This window comes from Chromobacterium rhizoryzae (assembly GCF_020544465.1).
Lineage (GTDB): Bacteria > Pseudomonadota > Gammaproteobacteria > Burkholderiales > Chromobacteriaceae > Chromobacterium.
Genome location: NZ_CP066126.1, coordinates 69,972 through 91,618, shown reverse-complemented (window position 1 = coordinate 91,618; position 21,647 = coordinate 69,972). Strand labels below are relative to the sequence as shown.

At 67.6% G+C, this 21,647-nt stretch carries 18 protein-coding genes; 9 read left to right on the top strand and 9 right to left on the bottom strand.

The window, feature by feature from the left end; translation table 11 throughout:
• The first annotated feature begins 15 nt into the window (after nt 1–15).
• Nucleotides 16–1,668 carry a membrane protein insertase YidC gene (gene yidC / locus JC616_RS00390; RefSeq protein WP_227106074.1) on the top strand — a complete coding sequence of 551 codons (1,653 nt, stop codon included), beginning with the start codon at nt 16–18 and terminating at the stop codon, nt 1,666–1,668.
• A gap of 124 nt (nt 1,669–1,792) precedes the next feature.
• Complete coding sequence (mnmE, locus tag JC616_RS00385; protein WP_227106072.1) at nt 1,793–3,145, top strand: tRNA uridine-5-carboxymethylaminomethyl(34) synthesis GTPase MnmE; 1,353 nt, start codon at nt 1,793–1,795, stop codon at nt 3,143–3,145.
• A 22-nt stretch (nt 3,146–3,167) separates the two neighbouring features.
• On the opposite strand, the gene JC616_RS00380 is transcribed toward mnmE, so the two are convergent.
• From JC616_RS00380 to JC616_RS00345, 8 genes are all read right to left on the bottom strand, one after another.
• Nucleotides 3,168–4,091 (bottom strand): LysR family transcriptional regulator, encoded by a 924-nt coding sequence (locus JC616_RS00380; protein ID WP_227106070.1) that lies wholly within the window; start codon nt 4,089–4,091, stop codon nt 3,168–3,170.
• A 217-nt stretch (nt 4,092–4,308) separates the two neighbouring features.
• A complete protein-coding gene (locus tag JC616_RS00375) occupies nt 4,309–4,707 on the bottom strand; it encodes a hypothetical protein (RefSeq protein WP_227106068.1) in 399 nt (132 codons plus the stop codon).
• A gap of 24 nt (nt 4,708–4,731) precedes the next feature.
• Nucleotides 4,732–5,112: a hypothetical protein gene (locus tag JC616_RS00370; protein ID WP_227106066.1), complete on the bottom strand. Its 381-nt coding sequence runs from the start codon at nt 5,110–5,112 to the stop codon at nt 4,732–4,734.
• Nucleotides 5,113–5,410: 298 nt separating this feature from the next.
• A complete protein-coding gene (locus tag JC616_RS00365; RefSeq protein WP_227106064.1) occupies nt 5,411–6,322 on the bottom strand; it encodes a GNAT family N-acetyltransferase in 912 nt (303 codons plus the stop codon).
• Nucleotides 6,319–7,593, bottom strand: coding sequence for a phenylacetate--CoA ligase family protein (locus JC616_RS00360; protein ID WP_227106062.1), 1,275 nt, complete (start codon nt 7,591–7,593; stop codon nt 6,319–6,321). Before JC616_RS00360 ends, JC616_RS00365 begins: the two co-directional genes overlap by 4 nt.
• The gene (locus JC616_RS00355; protein WP_227106060.1) at nt 7,590–10,013 is read right to left on the bottom strand and encodes an acyl-CoA reductase; all 2,424 of its coding nucleotides are present in this window, start codon (nt 10,011–10,013) and stop codon (nt 7,590–7,592) included. Before JC616_RS00355 ends, JC616_RS00360 begins: the two co-directional genes overlap by 4 nt.
• Nucleotide 10,014: 1 nt before the next feature.
• Nucleotides 10,015–11,139: a LuxE/PaaK family acyltransferase gene (locus tag JC616_RS00350; RefSeq protein WP_227106058.1), complete on the bottom strand. Its 1,125-nt coding sequence runs from the start codon at nt 11,137–11,139 to the stop codon at nt 10,015–10,017.
• Between the two features lie 29 nt (nt 11,140–11,168).
• Nucleotides 11,169–12,425: an MFS transporter gene (locus tag JC616_RS00345; protein WP_227106056.1), complete on the bottom strand. Its 1,257-nt coding sequence runs from the start codon at nt 12,423–12,425 to the stop codon at nt 11,169–11,171.
• A gap of 501 nt (nt 12,426–12,926) precedes the next feature.
• Here JC616_RS00345 and JC616_RS00340 point away from each other — a divergent pair.
• From JC616_RS00340 to JC616_RS00315, 6 genes are all read left to right on the top strand, one after another.
• Nucleotides 12,927–13,412, top strand: coding sequence for an oxidoreductase (locus JC616_RS00340; protein WP_107801495.1), 486 nt, complete (start codon nt 12,927–12,929; stop codon nt 13,410–13,412).
• A gap of 392 nt (nt 13,413–13,804) precedes the next feature.
• Nucleotides 13,805–15,877, top strand: coding sequence for a M60 family metallopeptidase (locus JC616_RS00335; RefSeq protein WP_227106054.1), 2,073 nt, complete (start codon nt 13,805–13,807; stop codon nt 15,875–15,877).
• 230 nt (nt 15,878–16,107) lie between these two features.
• Nucleotides 16,108–17,064: a choline ABC transporter substrate-binding protein gene (gene choX, locus JC616_RS00330; protein WP_227106051.1), complete on the top strand. Its 957-nt coding sequence runs from the start codon at nt 16,108–16,110 to the stop codon at nt 17,062–17,064.
• Nucleotides 17,061–17,963, top strand: a complete 903-nt coding sequence (locus JC616_RS00325) for a BKACE family enzyme (protein ID WP_227106049.1) — start codon at nt 17,061–17,063, stop codon at nt 17,961–17,963. The genes choX and JC616_RS00325 overlap by 4 nt, the downstream gene beginning before the upstream one ends.
• A 1-nt stretch (nt 17,964) precedes the next feature.
• Nucleotides 17,965–18,927, top strand: coding sequence for an L-carnitine dehydrogenase (locus JC616_RS00320; protein WP_107801499.1), 963 nt, complete (start codon nt 17,965–17,967; stop codon nt 18,925–18,927).
• Nucleotides 18,920–19,390, top strand: coding sequence for a thioesterase family protein (locus JC616_RS00315; protein ID WP_227106047.1), 471 nt, complete (start codon nt 18,920–18,922; stop codon nt 19,388–19,390). The genes JC616_RS00320 and JC616_RS00315 overlap by 8 nt, the downstream gene beginning before the upstream one ends.
• A gap of 8 nt (nt 19,391–19,398) precedes the next feature.
• Here JC616_RS00315 and JC616_RS00310 read toward each other — a convergent pair whose 3' ends face one another.
• Complete coding sequence (locus JC616_RS00310; protein ID WP_227106045.1) at nt 19,399–20,334, bottom strand: GlxA family transcriptional regulator; 936 nt, start codon at nt 20,332–20,334, stop codon at nt 19,399–19,401.
• A gap of 327 nt (nt 20,335–20,661) precedes the next feature.
• On the opposite strand from JC616_RS00310, the gene JC616_RS00305 reads away from it, so the two are divergent.
• Entirely contained in the window at nt 20,662–21,387 is a 726-nt protein-coding gene (locus JC616_RS00305) for a substrate-binding periplasmic protein (protein WP_227106043.1), read from the top strand.
• Nucleotides 21,388–21,647 lie beyond the last annotated feature (260 nt).

Sequence of the window (21,647 nt, the reverse complement as noted above, 5' to 3'; positions counted from 1 at the left end):
ATCCGGTATCGAGAGATGGATTCCAAGCGCCTCATAATCTTCATCATGCTGTCCCTGGGCATCCTGCTAGGTTGGCAGGAGTTTTTCGCGCCCAAGCCGACGCCGCAGCAGGTGGCCGCGCAAAAACAGGCCGCCACGCAGCAGCAGGCCGCCAACAGCGCGTCCCACAACGCCCAGCCGGTGGATTCCAACAAGCTGACTTCCGGCCAGCGCATCACGGTGAACACCGATGTGCTGAAAGCGGAAATCGACACCGTGGGCGGCGATCTGCGCCAGCTGACGCTGTTGAAGCACGATTCCGCCGTGGACAGCAAAAAGCCGCTTGATCTGCTGACGGACCGGAACGGCCGCGTCTATGTGGCGCAAACCGGCCTGGTGGCCGCCAGCAACCCGGCGCTGCCCACCCACAAAACCGTGTTCACCGCGGAAAAAACCAGCTACGAGCTCTCCGGCGACAAGCTGGAAGTGAAGCTGACCGCGCCGGAAGCCAATGGCGTGAAGGTAAGCAAGATCTACACCTTCACCAAGGGCAGCTACAAGATCGGCGTGCGTTACGACATCGCCAACGGCGGCGCCGCCCCGCTGGCCGCCACCGCTTACTACCGCCTGCTGCGCGACAGCCAAACGCCGGAAGGCGAAGGCCGCCTGGCCCACACCTTCACCGGCCCGGCGGTGTACACCTCGGAAAACAAATTCCAGAAGGTGAGCTTCGACGATCTGGCCAAGGGCAAGGGCGATTACGCCAAGACCGGCAGCGACGGCTGGGTGGCGATGATCCAGCACTACTTCATGTCCGCGTGGATTCTGAAGCCGCTGGACGGCGCCAGCGTGTGCAAGGACGACAAGTCCTGCCGCTTTGAGCTGAAGCAGAGCAACGGCCTGAACTCCGCCGCCGCGCTGGTGGATTACGCCACCATCGCCCCGGGCCAGAGCCTGAGCGTGTCCGTGCCGCTGTTCGCCGGCCCGGAAGAGTACGATGTGATCAGCAAGCTGGCGGACGGCATGGAATACGCCAAGGACTTCGGCATCTTCCACATCTTCGCCTCCCCGCTGTTCTGGCTGCTGACCAAGCTGCACCTGCTGGTGCAGAACTGGGGCTGGGCCATCGTGCTGCTGACCCTGACCGTCAAGGCCATCTTCTACCCGCTGACCGCCGCGTCCTACCGCTCCATGGCCAAGATGAAGGCGCTGGCGCCGCGTCTTGAGCGCATGAAGGAGCAGTACGGCGACGACCGCATGAAGTTCCAGCAAGCGGTCATGGAGATGTACAAGTCCGAGAAGGTGAATCCGCTGGGCGGCTGCCTGCCCATGCTGATCCAGATCCCGGTGTTCATCGGCCTGTACTGGGCGCTGCTGGCTTCGGTTGAGCTGCGCCAGGCGCCGTGGATCCTGTGGTACACCGACTTGGCCCGCCCGGACCCGTTCTATGTGCTGCCGGTGATCATGGCGGCCACCATGTTCCTGCAGACCTTCCTGAACCCGCCGCCGGCGGACCCGATGCAGGCCAAGATGATGAAGATCATGCCGGTGGCCTTCTCGGTGATGTTCTTCTTCTTCCCGTCCGGCCTGGTGCTGTACTACGTGGTCAACAACATCTTGTCGATGGCCCAGCAGTGGCAGATCAACAAGAGCATAGAGAAGAAAAGCAAGGCCGCGCTGCAATCCTGATTGCCCCGCGCGCTCTGAACCCCAAACCCGGCCGCATGGCCGGGTTTTTTGCTGGATAATTGAAGCGTACTCGCCACGACGCCCCGCCGCGCGGGGGCCGCGGCCCAGATTCCAAGGAATGCCCATGAGCCTCAGCTACACCCCCGCCACCATCTGCGCCATCGCCACCGCACCCGGCCGCGGCGGCGTCGGCGTGATCCGCGTGTCCGGCAAGGATTTGCTGCCTTTCGCCGCCGCCGTCAGCGGCGGCAAAACGCCCAAGCCGCGCTATGCGCTGTACACCGATTTCGTCGACGCCCACGGCCAGCCGCTGGACAACGGCCTGCTGCTCTACTTCCCCGGTCCCAACAGCTTCACCGGCGAGGACGTGATCGAGCTGCAAGGTCACGGCGGGCCGGTGGTGCTGAAAATGCTGCTGGCGCGCTGCGTGGAGCTGGGCGCGCGGCTGGCGGAGCCGGGCGAATTCACCAAGCGCGCCTTCCTCAACGACAAGCTGGACCTGGCCCAGGCGGAAAGCGTGGCGGACTTGATCGACGCCAGCAGCGAAACCGCGGCCAAGAGCGCGCTCAAATCGCTGAAGGGCGCCTTCTCCAAGGAAATCCACGTGCTGGTGGACGAGCTGATCACCCTGCGCATGCTGGTGGAGGCGACGCTGGACTTCCCGGAGGAGGAGATCGACTTCCTCAAACAGGCGGACGCGCTGGGCAAGCTTGAACGGCTGCGCGGCCGGCTGGTGCAGGTGCAGGCCACCGCCAAGCAGGGCGCCATCCTGCGCGAAGGCATGCACGTGGTGCTGGTGGGCCAGCCCAATGTCGGCAAATCCAGCCTGATGAACGCGCTGGCCGGCGACGACATCGCCATCGTGACCGACATCGCCGGCACCACCCGCGACACCGTGCGCGAGGAGATCGTCATCGACGGCGTGCCGGTGCACATCATCGACACCGCCGGCCTGCGCGACACCGACGACGTGGTGGAGAAGATAGGCATAGAACGCACCTGGCAGGCGGTGGAGCGCGCGGACCTGGCCCTGGTGCTGGCGGACAGCCGCGACGGCCTCACCGGCGAGGTGCAGGCCATCCTGCAACGGCTGCCGGCGGCGCTGCCGCACGTGCACGTGTTCAACAAGGTGGACCTGTCCGGCGAAGCGCCGGGCCTGGCTGATGAAGACGGCCACCCGCTGGTGCGCCTGTCCGCGCGCACCCACGTCGGCGTGGATCTGCTCAAGGCCAAGCTGCTGGAGATGATAGGCTACAGCGGCGGCGGCGAAGGCGTGTTCCTGGCGCGCCAGCGCCACCTGGACGCCATCCGCCGCGCCGCCGAACACCTGGAACTGGCCCACGCGGATTGGGAACAAGTGGAAATCTTCGCCGAGGAATTGCGCATGGCTCAGAACGCGCTGTCCGAGATCACCGGCGAATTCAGCGCCGACGATCTGCTGGGCGTGATCTTCAGCCGCTTCTGCATCGGCAAGTAAGCCCTCCCCTACCGCGCCGCCGTTAGGCCGACAGCGTCACCCCGGGGTGGAAGGCTATCGTCGGCAACACCTCGTCCAGCACCTGCAAAAAGGTGAAGGCGGCCGGCGACAGCGGCACGCCGCGCCGGGTGAACACGTGGACGTCCCGCTGTAGCTCGGCCGACTCAAACAAGCGGTAGGGCAGATCCCGCGCCGACGGATGGGAGGCCGCCAGCGCCGACAACACGCAAGCGCCCACTCCGGCGCGGATCAGGCAGAACTGCATGTCCAGATTGGTGACGGTGATCTTGCTGGCCACCTGCTGCCAGAGCTCGGGATGGCTGCGCTCCAGCGCGGACATGATGCTGGTGTCGCTTTCGTCCTGCAGCAAGGGCCATTGCCGCAGGGATTGGCAGTTGAGCGGCCCCGCCGGCGGCTCGAAGCCCGGCGGAAACATCAGCCCCAGCCGGGCGGACAGCAGCTGGCGCTTGTCAATCTTGTCTCCGGCCGCGCCCACATAGGAGCCGATGCCGATGTCCACCTCGCCCGATTCGATGCGGCGCACCACGCCGCCGCTGGTGTCGTCCAGCAGACGCACATGGATGCACGGGTAATCTCTTCTCAGCCGCTTGAGCACCTCCGGCAGCACGCTGGACGCAAAAGCCATGCCGCTGGCCACGTAGACGCTGCCGCTGCTGCCGGCGGATTTTTCGCGCAGATCGGACAGCAGCAGTTCAAAGTCGTTCAGCAGCCGGCGGGCCACCGGCAGGAAGGCGTTGCCCTGCGTGGTGAGCGCCACTTTGCGGGTGGTGCGCTCAAACAGCGTCAGCCCGATCTCCTGCTCCAGCTCGCGTATGGTCTTGGTCAGCGTGGATTGCGTCAGAAACAGCTGGCGGGCCGCGGCGGTGAAGCTTTCGGCTTCGGCAACGGCCGAAAAGGCGCGCAGGTGGCGAAGGGAGATATTCATGACGAAGTGGAATTGATTGGCTTTATTAATTCATTTTACACCAATAACTTTCAACGCTTGCGCGTTTGAAGTTCACGCCCTTCATCATGGAACGGCCATCCCGGCTTTGCCGATAAAACTCAAGCGCAAGCCGCTGACGCCGGGTTTTGGCCGCCATCGAATCCCCCAGATCGTCACCCACCGCAGGCCTCAGAACCTGTTCAAAGTCCGCTGCGCTTCAGCGGGATGGTTGAACCGCTTCTAAGGCCCCGCCCCTTTGGACGGCGTCAGGGTCCGGTATCGGCGCGCCCACCAGCGCCAGGCGGGCGGTAGTTACGTTGCGGAAGCCCGCCAAGAGATAACATTGCTGCGCGCAGAGATCGCGGCTGCTCCATTTCCCGGACGCCCACATCGCCAATAAGGCGGCGCGGGCCGGCTCGTGCTCGCCCTGCCACCGGCTCCAATAATAAAAGTCCGCCAACGCCCGCTTGATCTGCCGCTGAACCGCCGCGGTGTTGTCCGGATGGAGCGGGTTGCTGTCCTTCAGCGCAATCACTCCCAGGCGCATCTCGTAATCGACAATTAAACGCGCCGCGCCTTTGAGCGCCTCATTGTGTTGGATCAGCAGCTTCATCATGGCCATGTTCTCCCTGTCCAAGCGTCACAGCACGCCGTTGACGTGCTCCAGACCGCGTTGCAAACGCTGCTGTATCGGCTCCAGCAAGGCCAGCGCCTCCTCGCTGCTGAACAGCAAGGGCTCGTCGCGGCGTTCCAGCAAGGTCAGCAGCGCCAACAACCCGGTGTGGGCGGCGCGCATGTCCATCACCCCGCTCAACAGAGCGGAGTCCAGCTCGATATAGCAATCGTTCAGTTGGCGGCCCAGATCGCCCAGCAGCAGCACATTGCCGGCGGCGGCGGGCAAGCGCTGAGCGCAGGAACGCAGTTGCTCCATCACCGGCGCAGCGGCGGGCTCGGGGCGTTCTCCTGCGCCATGGGGACAGGCGGGAGGAGGCATTGCGGGGGGAAAGGTGGAAAAGGTCATCACGGTCTCCATGTCAGCTTTGGAAACCTGCCCAGGCGAGGCTGGGACAGGCACATGACAAGGTGGCAAGACCGGCTTACTAGACCAACGACCGGCAGTCCAGAGGACTCCCTGCCACGGCCCGTCCCGAATGGGTACGGCGTGGCAGCAGACGTAGCAGTGCCAAAGGCGGACACGGCTTGTCTGCGGTCTAGTAATTTATAGGCTTGCCAGCCCGACGCGGCGTGATTGAGCGCAGCGCGGGACCAAGCCTAAACAGGCTGGCAGAGGCCGTCAAGGCGCTGGGGAGACACGGGCCTCAGGCGGCAACGGCCGCCGCCACCTGCCGGCTCAACTGATGCAGACGATTGGCCAAAGGGCAGCTCAGCGCCAGTTCCTGCCGGCCGTGTCCGCGCAGCAGCAGCGCCTGCCAGCTGCCGTCCGGGCCGGGCACCAGGCCGCCGCAGACGAAGCCGGCCTGTTGCAAGGCGTCCGCCGCGCGCGGGGCGTCCGGCCCCAGCGCCAGCCTGACGTAGACCAGCCGCCCGGCCGGCAGCGCCGCCACTTCCCGCAGCCGGCCGCCGCTGACGTCCTCCAGCCCCACTTCCAGCCGCCGGCCGTGGCTGGCGATGCTGAGTCCGCCGGCCGGCCCCTGCGCCGGCGGCGGCGCGCTGCCGAAGGCGCGGGTCAGCGGCGTCAGCCATTCCCGCCACGCCGCCGGCCAGTTCAGCGCCGGGATCGGCCGGCTTTGCAGCGGCAGGCAGCCCAGCACGATGCTTTCCGGCTGCGGCTGGCCAAACGGCGAGGCCACGTAGTCCAGCAGCAGGCCGGTGGTGTGGAAGCCCAGGGTCTTGGCCAGGCGCTGGCTCTGGCCGTGGGACGACACTTGCTTGATGGTGAGCATGCTCAGGCCCAGGGCTATGCCTTGGGCGCGCAGATGGCGGCCCAGCGCGGTGGCCAGGCCCTGGCCGCGGGCGTCCGGATGCACCACGTTGAGCGCCAGCTCGGCGCTGCCCGGACAATGCGGGTCGCGCCACAGCGCGGCGTGGCCCAGCACCCGGCCGCCGCTCACGGCGACGGCGGAATGCCAGCGGCCGGCGGCGTTGTGGCGGCGGATCATAGACGGCAGATACACGTCGGGATAGACGTAGTGTTCGCCGTAGATGGCGCGGAACAAGGCGCTGACGCCGGCGGCGTCGTCCGCCTGGAAATCGCGGATGGCGATGCTCATGCCGCCACCTCGTCGTAAGCGCGCTGGTCCACCACGCGCATCAGCTTGCCGGAACGCGGATGGGTGAGCATGGCCTCCGGCGCGCAATAAGCGACGTCCAGCCGCAGCAGGCCCTGGCGGCAGAGTTCGGCCAAGGCCGGTTGCGCGGCCAGCAGCCGTTCGCGCAGCGGCTCCGCCGCCGGGGCCGGCGCGTATTCGCTGGCCACTCGCAGGCTGAGGGTGTCGACGCCGTCGCGGCGGCCCACCAGCAGCTGCCAGGCCAGCACGCCGTCCTGCCCCCGCAGCAGCGGGTCCAGTTCGTCCGGGAATAAGGACAGCGTGCAGACGCGCACGCGGTGGCCGCGGCTGGCGCGCCCTTGCAGCGCGAACTTGCGTTCCGGCCGCCCGGCCGGCTCGCGCCAGCAGGCCAGATCGCCGGTGGGGTAGCGGATCACCGGCATCAGCCGCCGTTGCAGATTGCTGACCACCAGCAGGCCTTTGCGGTCCGGCTCCGTGATCGGCAGGCCGCTGGCCTCGTCGATGATTTCGACGATGGTGTCGGCGTCGAACACGCGGTGTTCGCCCTGGGCGCAATCCGGCCCGGCGGCGCCGATCAGGCCGGCGTCCACGCTGGCGCAGCCTATGGAGCCGATGCGGGCATTGGGAAACACCCGGCCCAGCAGGGCCAGTTGCTCGGCGAACAGGCTTTCGCCGCCGTAAAGCAGGCAGCGCACGCCGGGCAGCGCGCGGCCGGCCTGTTGCAGCCAGCTGGCGAAGCGCACCAGTTGCACCGGCACGCCGGCCAGCACATTGATGTCCAGCGCGGCGATGGCGTCGGCCAGCGCCGCGTCCTCGACATTGCAGGTGAAGGGAAACTCCACCACCGGCGCCGGCGAGTGCGACAGCGCGCCGTGGATGAAGAGCAGGCTGGTGTAGAGATCGCCGGCGAAGAACAGGTTGGCGACGCGGTCGCCGGGCAGCAGTTGCCGGCCCAGGCCTTGGCCGAAGGCGCGCACGAAGGCCTGCCATTCGTCGCGGCGGAACACCGACAGCTTGCCCTCGCTGGTGGAGCCGCCGGTCTTGAACACATGGCCGTCCGCCAGCGGGCCGCTCAGCACCGGCCAGTTTTCCAGCGGCTGGCATTGGCGCCAGTAGTCCGCCGGCTCGATCAGCGGCAGATCGCTCAGCGTCCAGTCCGCCGGCAGCTCGCGGTACAGCGCGCTGAAAAACGGCGAGTGGGCGCGGGCGTGTTCCACCAGCCGGCGCAGCCCGGCCTTCGTGGCGGCCTTCATCGCGCCGGCTCCGTGTTGCGGCGCAGGTCCAACACCAGCGGGGTCTTGCCGCTTTGCGGATGGCGCTGGAACTGGCCGGCCGGGGTGGCGATGACGTCCAGTTGCAGCAGGCCGCCGCTGACCACCTCGTTCAGCATCGGGTGTTGCAGCAGGCGGGCGCGCACCTGCGCGGCGTCGCCGTCGGCCAGCACCCGGATGCGGTCGCCGCCGCTGGCGGCGTGGTCCACCAGCCATTGCACAGCCAGGCCCAGCGGCGCGGACAGCGCTTCCGGGTTGACGAAGATGGTGCCGGCGCGCAGCAGCGCGCCGTGGCGGCCGGTGAGCTGGAAGCGCGGCGCCGGCAGGCCGCAGCCGCAGCGGCCGGGCAGCCAGCGGCCCAGATCGCCCAGGTCGTAGCGCCGCACGCTCTGGCCTTCTCGCGCCAGCGAGGTGAAGGCCAGGCGGCCGACGGCGCCGGGCGCGGCCGGGCGGTCGCTGTCCTGTTCCAGGATTTCCAGCCACTGGATATCGGCCAATAGATGGAATTCGCCGTCGCGGCCATGGCCGCAGGCGTGGCCCAGCGGGCCGGCGTCCACCGACCCGTACATCGCGGAGCGGATCAGCTCCACGCCGAAGCCGGCCAGGAACTGGCGCTGGCCGTCGCTGATGTGTTCGCCGCCGCAGAACAGCTTGCGCACGCCGCCGTAGGCGCGCAGCGCGGTTTCCTCGCATTCGAACAGGCGCTGCAAGGTGCCCGGCATCCCCACCAGGGTGTTGACGCCTTGGGACACGATGAAGTGGGCGATCTGGCTGAAGTCGTCGTCCACCGGGCCGCCCATCGGGTATTGCGGCACGCCCAGCTTGTCCAGGATGGTGAAGAAGCTGAGCATGCCGCCGTAGAGGTTGCCGCCGTAGAGCAGATTCATCACCCGGTCATGCGCCGGGTCCAGGCCGGCGGCGAGCAGGCCGTCCGCCGCCGCCTGCATCTGGCGGTGGTAGTCGCGGTAGCTGAAGCCGGCCAGTTTGGGTTCGCCGCTGCTGCCGCCGCTGCGGAAGAACAGCTGGGCGGCCGGCCCCATTTCAGCTTGCTGGAAGGCCGTTTTGTCCATCACCGGCAGCGCGTCCAGGCCGGCCGGCGGCGGCGGCAAGGCGTCCAGCGTCGCATGGCCCGGCAGTTGGCCGTCGCGCAGGCTGACCGACACCCGCCGCGTCAGCCGGCTCAGCGCGTAAACGCCGTCGTGCGGCTCGCCGGCGTAGCCGTCGTGCATCGCTCCCGCCGGGCACAGCCGGCCGACGCCGGCGTCCAGCAGCAAGCGGCTGAGCGCCGGCAGCTGTTCCGGCGCGGCGATCAGCCCGCAGCTTTGCAAATGGGTGCGCCAGGGCAGCAGCAGCTCCACCAGCCGCGCGCGCGGCGCCGGCCGCAGTTGCAGGGTGCGGAACAGCGGCGAGGCCGCCAGTTCCTGGCGCTGCGCCCAGGCCACGCGCCAGCCCTCGCCCTGCTCCACCGCGCCGGCCACGCCGGCGAAAGACTGGTCCAGCCGCATCATGGCCAGCTGGCTGGAGATTTCCGCGGCTTCCTGCACGTCCGGCTGCAGGGCCGGCCAGGCCGGCGCGCGCCGCGCCAGCGCGGCGGCCATGGCCTGGGCCGCGCCGCGCAAGACGGCTTCGTCCTCGCTGTCCACCAGCAGGCATTGCGGGCTGGAGCAGGCTTGCTGGTCGAAACGGCAGACGTCGTCGGCCAGCGCGTCGTAATCGGCCTCCGTCGCCGCGGCCGGGTCCAGGTAGGCGAAGCTGATGCGGTGGCCCCAGGGTATCCAGCGGCAGCCGGCCGGCACTTGGCGGCGGATCGCTTCCAGCGCGGCGTCGCCGCCCCAGGCGGACACGGCGTCGGCGCGGGCCAGCAGGCCGGCCAATTGGTCGGTGGCCAGCGGCAGCACCGCCACGTGGGCGGCCAGATCGCCGGCGGCGTCGTGGCTCAGAAAATCGGCCAGCAGCCGCGCGCTGCGGCCTTGGTCGCTGCCGCTGGGGCGCAGCCAGTTGACGTTGCCGGCCAGCAAGCTTTCCAGCACCGCCATGAAGGGCAGCAGCGGCGCGTTGGCCGGGGTGATGTGGGCCACCAGGCCCAGCGGCCGCCAGCTTTCGAAGCGCGGCTGGCGGTAGTCGAAGCGGCGCAGCGAGAAGGCCTGTTCGCCCAGCTCGCGGCCGACCTTGGCTTCCAGCGCCTCGCGCCGGCAAAAACCTTGCAGCGCGTCGACGGCGGCGGCGTCCAGGCCCAGGGCCTCCGCCCGTGCCGGCAGCGCGGCGGCGAAGCGCTCGGCGCAATCCAGCACCGCGTCCAAGGCCGGCGGCCGGGCCAGCGCGGCCGGCAGGCCGGCTTGCAATTGCGCCAGCGCGGCGGCGGCGTCCGCGGCGGCGTTCAGTGTTCCGTTCAATAGATACATATCAGGATTCCTTGATCAATTCGGAGGCGGCCACCGCGCAGCTGCGGCTCTTGCTGGTGCCGGCGCGGCCCAGCAGTTCGAACCAGTCGGTGGCCAGGCCGCAGCCGCAGCTCTCGGCCGGATGCAGCACGGCCAGATCGCCCATCACGATGCTGTGGGCCGGGCTGGAGGTGATGTAGGGCGACAGCAGGTTGAGGAAGCCGGCGGCTCCGTAAGGCTGCGGCCGCAGGCTGGCGGTGTCGCGGATCACCGCGCGGGCGTAGCTGGGCAGGTGGAAGCGGTGGCGTTCGCATTCCACGTAAGGCACCGGGTGCTCCACCGCGCCGTAGCCGTCGCGGCAGCGCGCGTCCGGAATGCCCAGTTGCTCGCCCAGCCGCCGGTACAGCTCGGCCTTGGGAATGGCGCGGTCGGCGTGGGTTTTCCAGCCGCCGCCCAGGAACACCAGCGATTCCGGGTGCAGTTGCAGCGGCGGCAGGCCCAGTTCCCGCATGCGCTCCAGCGCGAACCACAGGAAGGCGGGGAAGCCCAGCATGCGCACCGGCAGGCCTTGTTCGGCGAAGTCCTGCAGGGCGCGGATCACGCCGAAGGGATCGAACTCATTGCCGTGGCCGTTGTGGCGCAAGGCGTAACAGGCCTGGTTCACCGGCGCGTATTTGCACAGGAATTGGTCGGTGTAGGCGGTGCCCAAGGTGATGGCGCCGGCCGGCTCGTAGCTGAGCAGCAGGTAGTTGCACGGCTGTTGCGGCGTGTCCCAGCCGTAATGCCGGAAGATGCGGTCCACCATGCTTTGCGCCGCGCCCAGGCTGCGCGCGTCGTAACGCATGCGGCTTTTCTGGCCGGTGGTGCCGGAGGAGGTCAGCTCCAGCGCGTCCTGGCCGGCGGCGCTCACCACCAATTGGCGTTTGAAGTAGTTGGCGAACAGCGGCGGCAGCCGCGACCAATCGTCCAGACCGTCCAGCGCGGCGGCGTCCAGGCCGTTGGCCTGCAGCCAATGGCGGTAGCCGGGCGTGTGTTCGCAGTGGTAATGGCTCAGCTCGCGCATGGCGGCGTCGAACAGGCGGTCGCCGTCGGCATCGGCGCGATAAGGGTGTTCCAGCGCGCACAGCGCGTCGACATGGTTCAGCATGGTGGAGCTCCGGGAATGAGGAAGGGGATTCAAGCCGCTTGCAGCGCGTAAGCGCGCTGCTTGAGCAAGCGCCACAGCGGCCAGGCCGCCAGGCCGGCGCCCAGCGCGGCCCAGCCGGCGAAGGCTTGCAGGCCGGCGCCTGCGCCCAGCCAGGCCAGCGCGCTGCAACCCAGGCCGAGCAAGGCGGTGGAGATCATGCCCAGCATCGCCGCCACCGCGCCCTTGCCGCTGTCGCTGGCGTAGAGGGTGAAGCGGTACAGGGTGGCGTGGCCCAGGCCCAGGCCGAAGGCGTACAGCGTCAGGCCCGCCGCCAGCGCCGGCAGCGCGCCGCTGGACCAGGTCAGCGCCAGCATCGTCGCCAGGCCGCCGAACAAGGGCAGCAGCGCCAGCCGCAGCACCCGCTCCAGCTCCAGGCGCGCCGCCAGCCGGTTCAAGGTCAGATTGCCGGCGATCAGGCCGCCGAACACCGGCAGCTGCCACAGGCCGTATTCAATGCCGGACAGGCCCAGGCCGCGCATCAGCAGCAAGGGCGACAGGCCGATCCAGCCCACCAGCGGAATGGACAGCAGGCCCAGCGCCACGCTGCCCTGTATGAAGGGGGCGTTGCGCAGCAGCGCCGCGTACTGGCGCGCGCTGCGGCCCAGGCGCAGCGGGCTTGCCGCCAGCCGGCTGCCGTCGCGACGCTCCGCGCCCAGGGTTTCCGGCATCCAGCGCCACAGGCCGACGGCCACCAGCGCCGCCAGCGCGCCGATCAGCGCGAACAGGCCGCGCCAGGGCAGCAGGCCCAGCAACAAGCTGCCCAGCAGCGGGCCGACCAGCGGCGACAGCAGCGCGATATTGGCCAGCAAGGCCATCAGGCGCACCGCGTCTTTTTCCGGAAACGCTTCTTGCAGCGCCGGATAGCTGACCACCATCACGAAGCCCAGCGACAGGCCCTGGATGAAGCGCAGCAGATTGAACAGCTCGATGTCGCGGCTGCCGACGGCGGCGAGACAGGCCAGGGCGAAGCCGACGGCGCCGGCCACCAGCAGCGGTTTGCGGCCGTAACGGTCGGACAATGGGCCAATCAGCCATTGCAGGGCCACCCCGCCCAGCAGATAGGCGTTGAGCGCGGTGGGCACGTGGCGGGCGTCGGCGTTCAAGTCCGCGACGACTTGCAACATGGCCGGCATCACCATATCGCTGCCGATATACGTCAGCAGTTCAAAAGCGGCCAGCAATAGGCAAAAGCCTAGCGCCCGGCCCCGGGAAATAGGCAGCAGGGATTGAATTGAGTTTTGACTCATAAAATATCTAGGTAATTTAATGGCGGCCCTATAAAAAACACGGACCATTTAAAACCGACAATAAAAAACGACGCGGAAAAGTGAACTGCGCGGCATTTGTTTCGGTGATCAAGCAGCGCCGAAGAATGACATCGGCGTACTCAGAAGGGGCGAGATTATAGACAGGCTTGCGAATTGAATTGACTGCCCTATTGGACAGTTATCCTAGAGTAAATATATTAATATCCAAGTTTGGCGACGGATATTTATACAAATAAACCATAACATAAAATAATATGCAAATGGCAAGTCAATTAATATTTGGAGGGACGATTCCAATCAAAACCACCAATTGATTGAATGATGATTTTCCAAATCAGAATTTAAATCGCGCCGCCTCATGCCGGCGGCCAGCCCGCAAAGAGCTCGTTTTCATTGCTTTGCAACAAGCATGACAATGGATTCCCATGGTTAAAATGTCATCTTCACTGACATCCCCCATGCCTTCAGGAGCCCATCCCCATGAGATCCGTCCTGCCCTTTGCCGCCTTCCTGTCCATGTTCTGCGCCGCGCTAGCGCTGGCCGGCGCGCCGCCGGCGCTGGTGGTCACCGGCCAGATCAAGGTGTCCAATCAGACCCGCGCCGGCGAATACCACTTCAGCAAGGCCGATCTGGAGCGCCTGCAGCAGCGCACCATCCAGACCAAGACCACCTGGACGCCGAAGTCGGCCTTTACCGGCCCCACGCTCTCCGCCATTCTGCGCGCCGTGGGCGCGACCGGGCGGCCGGTGGAAGTGGTCACAGAAGACCAGTACAAGGTGGTGATTCCGCCCGGCGACCAAAGCCGCTATCAGCCCATCCTGGCGCTGCGCATCAATGGCCGGCCGCTGGAGGAGATGGGCTTCAGCCAGTGGATGATGTATCCGCTCAACGACTTCCGCGAACTGCAAACCGCCGACATCGACGCCAAGCTGGCCTGGCGGGTGAAGGCGCTGGTGGTGCGTTGAGCGCGGCGTAGCGCTTAGACCCGCTAACAAAACTCCTGATGCTGCGTTGCGCCGACTTGCCTCAGCCGTAAAACTGAGTTTTGTTAGCGGCTCTTAAGCCGCTAGCCAAGCGCTGATGCCGCGTTGCGCCGATTGGCCTCAACCGCGAGAGCGGTTTTTATGAGCCGCTTTTAGCCGAATTCTCGACTAAAAATGTCAATGCGCTGAATAAATCCAGTTAGTCCCAAGTAAATATTTACCTGAATAAAATAAGAACTTTGGAATAAGAAGCGGACTCCAGTGGGTAGGCTCCCGCCCTTCATGCCGGCGGGAGCCAGGGCGCAACCCGCAACTGGACAGGCCGTGCCCTGCGCCCGCAGCAGTCCGGCATGGCCTGATGGAATAAGAGAAATATGCACGCATTTAAGCTCAGTTCCTGTCTGTGGCTTGGCGCCGCGATGGCCGCCAGCCTGCCCTCTCTGTCCGCCTTCGCCGACGCGCCGCGCCAGCTGACGCTGGAACAGCGCGGCGATCCGGGAGAATGGCTGCTGGCGCACCGCCGCGGCTTCCTCACCCATCCCACCCAGTCCACCGGCTATTGGGCCCGCAAGGGCGAAGCGCTGAGCGTCAATATCGCCTATCAGGGCACGCCGCCCAATCTGCCCCCGGAGCTGTGGCTGGTGCCTATCGCCAACGCCAACAGCGCCATGCCGTCCAATCAGGTGGTCCAGCTGCGCCCCGGCCTCAATCAGATCACCGCGCAGAACGACGGCGTGATCTATTTCGCGCCGCGCAGCCAGCCCGGCAGCGGCAAAATCGTGGCCACGCTGCAAAGCGGCGGCCGCGAAATACCGCGTTTCGTGCTGGGTCAGCACAGCAGCGCGGACTGGAACGCCATGCTGAACCGCCTGTCGGCCGAGCCCTACGCGGAGCTGGTGGGCAAGCGCATGATCGTGACCATGCCGCTGCCCATCCTGCGCCAGCAAGTGGACGATCCGGCCGCCGCCATGACGCTGTGGGATCGCATCGTCACCCTGGCCGAGGAACAATACGGCCTGGCCGCCGGCAATCCTTACCCGCACGCGGCGACGCCGTTCCAATACCAGTTCGTCACCAAGCCGGACAGCAGCGGCGGCTATATGTCGGCCAGCAATTACTGGCTGGGCACCAATGTCGGCGGCGCCGGCTCGGTGGCCAACTCCAAATTGCTGCAGCAGGACGGCTGGGGCCCCTGGCATGAGCTGGGTCATCACTACCAGATGCCGGCGATGACTTGGAACGACCAGACCGAGGTGACGGTGAACCTGACCTCGCTCTATGTGCAGCGCGCCTTGGGCCAGCGTTCGCGGCTGGAAACCGGCGGCAAATGGGACCTGGTGCGCCAGCACCTGAACCAGGCGCAGCCGTCTTACGAGGCGCAAACGGACTTGTTCGTGCGCGCGGCGATGTTCTGGCAGCTGGACCTGGCTTTCGGCAAGGACTTCTACAGCCGCCTGGGACAGCGCTACCGCAGCATGCCCTTCGCCGAACTGCCCGCCAGCGACGAGGACAAGCGCCAGCGCTTCATCATCGAAACCAGCCGCGTCGCCGGCCAGAATCTGACCCCGTTCTTCGACAAATGGGGCTTGAAGGCCAACTCGAGCACCCGGCAAACCGTGAGCAGCCTGCCCGTCCTGTCGCAGCCGATCTGGCTGAACCGCGACGAAAACCTGCTCTATCGCTATCCGCTGGAACAGCAGGGCCTGGCCGGACGCGTGTCGCTGCCGGCCGCTGTCAACGCCGGCGGCACGTTCAACGTGGAGGCGCGGGTCGTCAACGCCGGCGGCAAGACCCTGCGTTACCAGTGGCAGGTGCCGACCGGTTTCGGCGGATCCCCCGGCAATGGCGCGACGGCGACGCTGACCGCGCCCGCTCAGGCGCTGCAAGGCGCGTACGCGCCGATACGCGTCACCGTCAGCGACGGCGTCACCCAGATGACGCTGGGCAGCGCCATCCAGCTGCGCCGCCCCGGCGCGCAAGGCTACGACGCGATGATTCTGGCCGCCTACAACAAGGGTGCGCTGCAAAAATGGAGCGAGAGCCGCGCGGGCACGCCGGGCGACGTCTACGTCTACGACAACCCCTACCGCAACACCCGCGACTACTTCCAGCTGAAAACCGCCAGCTACGGCTATTTCCCGACCGAAGGCGGCAGCAACGCCGGCTGGCAGTTCCTGGACAGCTATAACGGCGCCCCGCTGTCCGCCACCCAGTCCTACGATCTGGCGATATTGACCGCGCAGCGCAAGAGCCGCCTGAACAGCTGGAGCGACAGCCGAACCGGCACGGTGGGGGACGTCTATGTCTACGACAACCCCTATCGCTCCACGCGCGACTACTTCGTGCTGAAGAACGCGAACTACGGCTACTTTCCCACCACCGGCGTCAGCAACAGCAATTGGACCTTCGTCGGCTCCTATGACGGCAGCCAGTACCTGACCCCGTAAACCCGGGTTCCGCAACCGGCGCCGGCCTCCCTCGTCGAGGCCGGCCCGGTCGCCCGGGTGACGGCATTGGTCGCTCCCGTGCGCTACTATTCGGCGCCGCCCGCCTAGATTGGTCCTTGCGCTCCGGCTCCCTCCGAGTCCGCGGCGTCGACATGGTCACGGCCATGCCTTCCAACCCAGCGGCCCGACGCTGCCCGTCGGCGACGGAACCGCTTGCGGGAGAAGCCGACATGAAACTCACCACCCCCTGGCTGGCGCTGCTGTGCGGCGCGCTGGCCGCCCAGGCCTGGGCCGCGGAGCCGGAAAGCTGTCGCAAGATACGCTTCGCCGACATCGGCTGGACCGATATCGCGGCCACCACCGGCCTGGCCTCCGCCGTGCTGCAAGGCTTGGGCTACCAGCCCAGCACCCAGCTCGCCTCGGAGCCCATCGCCTTCACCGGGCTCAAGAACCAGCAGATCGACGTGTATCTGGGCTATTGGGTGCCGTCGCAAACGCCGGCCATCACGCCCTTTCTACAGGCCAAGGCGCTGCAAGTGCTGCCCGAGCCCAATCTGAGCGGCGCCAAATACACGCTGGCGGTGCCCAGCCAGCTTGCGGAGCAGGGCCTGCGCACCTTCGCCGACATCGCGCGCTTTCGCAAACAGCTGGACGGCAAGATCTACGGCATAGAATCCGGCAGCCAGGGCAACGCCATCATCAAGCGGATGATCGCCAACAACGATTTCGGCCTGAAAGGCTTCACCCTGGTGGAGTCCAGCGAAAGCGGCATGCTGGCCGCGGTATCCCGCGCCATCCGGCAACAACGCATGGTGGTGTTCCTCGCCTGGGAGCCGCATCCGATGAACTACCTGATGCGGCTAAGCTATCTGGCCGGCGGCGACCAGGTCTTCGGCGCCGAATACGGCGGCTCCAAGGTCTATACCGTGGTGGCCAACGGCTTCATGCAGCGCTGTCCCAACGCCGGGAAGCTGATCAGCCAGCTGCGCTTCAGCCTGGACATGGAAAACCAGGTGATGAACGCCATCCTCAAGCGGGTCCCGCCCGCGCGCGCCGCGCGCCAATGGCTGCAATCCAACCCTCAGCCGCTGGAACGCTGGCTGGACGGCGTCTCCTCCTTTGACGGCAAAGCCGGCCTGCCCGCGGTCCAGGCCTATCTGCGCCAAGGCGAAGGGAATGGGCCATGAACCGGGACATCGTGCTGAGCTGCGCCGTCACCGGCGCCGGCGACACCGTGGGCAAGCACCCGGCGATACCGGTCACGCCTAAGCAGATCGCCGCCGCCGCGGTGGAGGCGGCCCGCGCCGGCGCCACCGTGGTGCACTGCCATGTGCGCGACCCGCTCACCGGCAAGGGCAGCCGCGAGCCGGCGCTGTATCGGGAGCTGGTGGACCGCATCCGCGCGTCCGGCGTGGACATGATTCTGAATCTGACCGCCGGAATGGGCGGCGACGTGGAGATCGGCCCCGGCGAGCGGCCGCTGCCGCTGGGGCCGGGCACGGACCTGGTCGGCGGCCTGGAGCGCCTGCTGCACGTGGAGGAACTGCGCCCGGAAATCTGTACCCTGGACTGCGGCACGCTCAACTTCGGCGACGGCGACTTCCTCTACGTGGCCACGCCCGGGCAGCTGCGCGACGCCGCGCGACGCATTCAGCAACTGGGCGTCAAGCCGGAGCTGGAAGTGTTCGACACCGGCCACCTGCGCTTCGCCAAACAATTATTGAGCGAGGGGCTGCTGGACGCGCCGCCGCTGTTCCAGCTCTGCCTGGGCATCCCCTGGGGCGCGCCGGCCGACACCACCACGATGAAGGCCATGGTGGACAGCCTGCCGCCGGGCGCGCAGTGGGCGGCCTTCGGCATCGGCCGGCTGCAAATGCCCATGGTGGCGCAAGCGGCCTTGCTGGGCGGCCATGTCCGGGTGGGGCTGGAAGACAATCTGTATCTGGCCAAAGGGGTGTACGCCAGCAACGGCGCGCTGGTGGAACAGGCGCGGCGATTGCTGGACCTGATGGGCGCGCGGGTGCTGACGCCGGCGGAAGGCCGGATCCGCCTGGGCCTGCCGCCGCGCGGCGTAAAAGGAGATTGAGATGCACCGTACCGACATCGCCACCCTGGGCCTGCTGGGCGCCGGCGTCATCGGCGGCGGCTGGGCCTGCCGCGCGCTGGCGGCCGGCCGCGACGTGCTGGCCTGGGACCCCGCGCCGCAGGCCGAAGCGCGTCTGCGCGCCCAAGTGGAGCGCGCCTGGCCGGCGCTGGAACGCCGCGGCCTGGCCGCCGGCGCCGCGCCCGAGCGGCTGCGCTTCGTCTCCCGGCTGGAAGACTGCGCCGCCGCCGCCGACTTCATCCAGGAAAGCGCGCCGGAAACGCTGGCGCTGAAACGGGAGCTGCATCGCCGCGCCGACGCGGCCGCGCCGGAGACGGTCATCATCGCCTCTTCCACCTCCGGCCTGCTGCCTTCCGAGTTTTACCAGGATGTCCGCCGTCCGGCGCGCTGCGTGGTGGGCCACCCCTTCAATCCGGTCTATCTGCTGCCGCTGGTCGAGGTGCTGGGCGGGCGCGACACCGCGCCGCAGGCGCTGGACGCCGCCGAGCGCGTCTATACGGCGCTGGGCATGCGGCCGCTGCGCGTGCGTCACGAGGTGCCCGGCTTCATCGCCGACCGGCTGCTGGAGGCCCTGTGGCGGGAAGCGCTGCACCTGGTCAACGACGGCGTGGCCACCACCGGTGAAATCGACGACGCCATCCGCTTCGGCGCCGGCCTGCGCTGGGCCTTCATGGGCACCTTCCAGACTTACGCCCTGGCCGGCGGCGAAGCCGGCATGCGCCACTTTCTGAGCCAGTTCGGCCCGGCGCTGCAACTGCCCTGGACCCGGCTGCCGGCCCCGGACTTGAGCGAGGCGCTGATAGACCGGGTGGTGGACGGTTGCGCGCGCCAGCTGGGCCAACGCTCCATCGCCGATCTGGAACGCTATCGCGACGACTGCCTGATTGGAATCATGGAAGCGGTGGCGGCCGCCAAGCGCAAGCATGGGCTGGCCGCGCATGAATAAGCGCCTTGTTCTGCTCCGCGCGCAAACGCGGCCGGAATGGCTGGACTACAACGGTCATGTCCGCGACGCCTATTACCTGCTGGTGTTCAGCCACGCGGTGGACGCGCTGATGGAGCGCATCGGCATGGACGCCGCGGCGCACGAGCGCGGCGGCCACACCCTGTACACGGCGGAGCTGCATCTGCGCTATCTGCGCGAAATCCGCCAACAAGCCGAGCTGAGGGTGGAGGGGCGGCTGCTGGAGCACGACGCCAAGCGGCTGCGGCTCTATCTGAGCCTGCATCGCGACGAGGAAGCCGACGCCGCGGCCGGCTGCGAGCTGATGCTGCTCAATGTGGACCCCGGGCTGGGCCGGAGCGCGCCGTTCTCCGCGCCGGTGCGGCACAGCCTGGACGCGCTGGCGCGGCGACAAGCCGGCCTGCCCTGGCCCGAGGATTGCGGCCGCCGCATCGAGATGCGCTGAGAAGCGGTTCACGCCTCGCGCCGCTCCGTCCCCGGCGCGCAGCCGAAGCGGCGGCGATAAGCGCGCGCGAAGTAGCTGGCGGACTCGAAGCCGCACGCCGCGCTGACCTGGGTGACGTTGAGCCCGCTCTGGCGCAGCAAGCGCCGGCCGTGTTCCAGGCGCAGGCCCAGGTAAAAGACATTGGGCGCCGCGCCCAACTGGGCGCGGAACAAGCGTTGCAGCTGGCGCGCCGTCACCCCCGCCCCGGCCGCCAGGGCCGCGCTGTCCAGCGGCGCGTCCATATGTTTTTCCATCAGGGCCAGGGCCTGGATCAGCTTGCGGCTGTGCACGCCGTAACGCGCGCCCAGTTCCAGCCGTTGATGATCGCTCTGGGCGCGGATGCGCCCCAGCACGAATTGCTCCGAAACCTGCACCGCCAGATCATGGCCATGACTGCGCGCCATCAGGGCCAGCATCATGTCGATGGAGGCGGTGCCGCCGGCGGAACTGATGCGCCGCGGCCCCAGTTCGTAAAGCTCCTGCGTGGCGTTGAGCAAGGGATAGCGCTCGCGGAACGCCGGCAGCGCCTCCCAGTGCAGGGTCAGCCGCTGCTGCCGGAACAGTCCGGCCTCGGCCAGGATGAAACAGCCGGTGTCGATGCCGCCCAACACCCGGCCGGCGGCGTCCTGAGCGCGCAGCCAGGCCAGCAGGCCGGCGCCGCCGTGGCGCAGCGGATGAAAGCCGGCCACCACCAGCACCGCGTCGGCCGCCTCCGACTCGCCCCAGGCGCCATGCGCCGCCAAGGACATGCCGTTGCTGGCGACCACCGGCCGGCCATCGACGCTCAGCAGCCGCCAGCGATAGGCGCCGCCGTGAAAGCGGTTGGCCACGCGCAAGGGCTCGGTGGCCGCCAGCAAACCCAGCATGGAAAACTCGGGCAGCAGCACAAAGCTGAAATCCCGCATGCTCAGCCCTTGTCCGCGGCAATGATGAAACCCATGGCGCGCCTTCGTTAAACATGTTTACAATCAACAGCCTACCGTTCATCCACTGAAAACGGCAAGCCGACGCGCGGCGATCCACGCCGGTCCGCGCCGCGCCAGCCAATGGGACAGGTTGCCGATGCGGACATTTCCAATACCATATTGTTTCCATGGTTTTTTTCGGAACGGTGAATTTTTCCGCCCGCGCCGCGCCAGGCCGTCCGATAATGACCCACTGGCCGCAGTCGGCAGCGCGGGGCCGCCGACGCCCGTTCGCACCTGTTCATCATTGTGAAACTCAAGTCTCTTTTGGCTCTGGTCTGCCTGCTGGCAGGCATGCAGTGCGCGGCGGCGGAGCCGACACTGGTCTTCGCCTACAATCTGTTCCCGCCCTGGAAGACCATGGACGCCCATGGCGTGCCGCAAGGTCCGTACACCGAGCTGATGCGGGAGGTGGCCAGGCGCGCCAAGCTGCGGCTGGTCTTCCTGCCCTGCCCGCTGGCGCGCTGCCTCCAATACCTGCGCCAGGGCAAGGCCGATGTGGTGATCGGCGTGAAGAACACCGCCTCCCGCCGCGAATTCATCGACTTCATCGAACCCGCCTTCGCCAGCGGCAGCCGGCTGGCCCTGTACCAGCGCGCCGACGACCCGCGGCCGCTGCGCAGCTATCGCCAGCTCTATCCCTTTTTGATCGGCGTGGTGGAAGGCGTCCGCTATCAGGACGAGTTCGACGGCGATCTGCGCCTGCGGCGCGAGCCGGCCCCGTCGCTGGACTCCAACTTCCGCAAGCTCAAGGCCGGCCGCATCGACGCCTTGATCGCCGACGAGCGCCAAACCGCCGAGCTGGCCGCCGAAGCCGAATTCCGCCAGCACGTGAGACGCGCGCCGCTGCTGCTGTATTCGCCGGAGCCGCGCCGCATCGGCCTGTCTCCGCGCTCCCCGTACAAGCGCCGCATCTCGCTGGCGATGCGCTCCATGCTGCAGGACGGCACCGTGGCGCGGCTGCTGGCGGAAGCCCAGCGGCCGGCCTCCTAGCCGGCCCCGCCGTCGCGCGCGCGCAACAGCCGGCGCCCGCCGCCGCCGCCGCGCGCGCCGGCTGACAACTGGCGCTTGTCGCAGCTTTACAAGCCGCGCCATCAACGCTAGTGTCCTGCATAAGCCTTGCCGGCAGCATATGCGCGTCGACCGGCCGCACCCGCCTCCGCGCCTTGTTCCGCCTGCCCGCCAACGGCCGCTTCGCCGTCTTTCTTCCGCATTCCCGCTCCAACAGCCGCTGACTGGCCTCTGTCTGATTC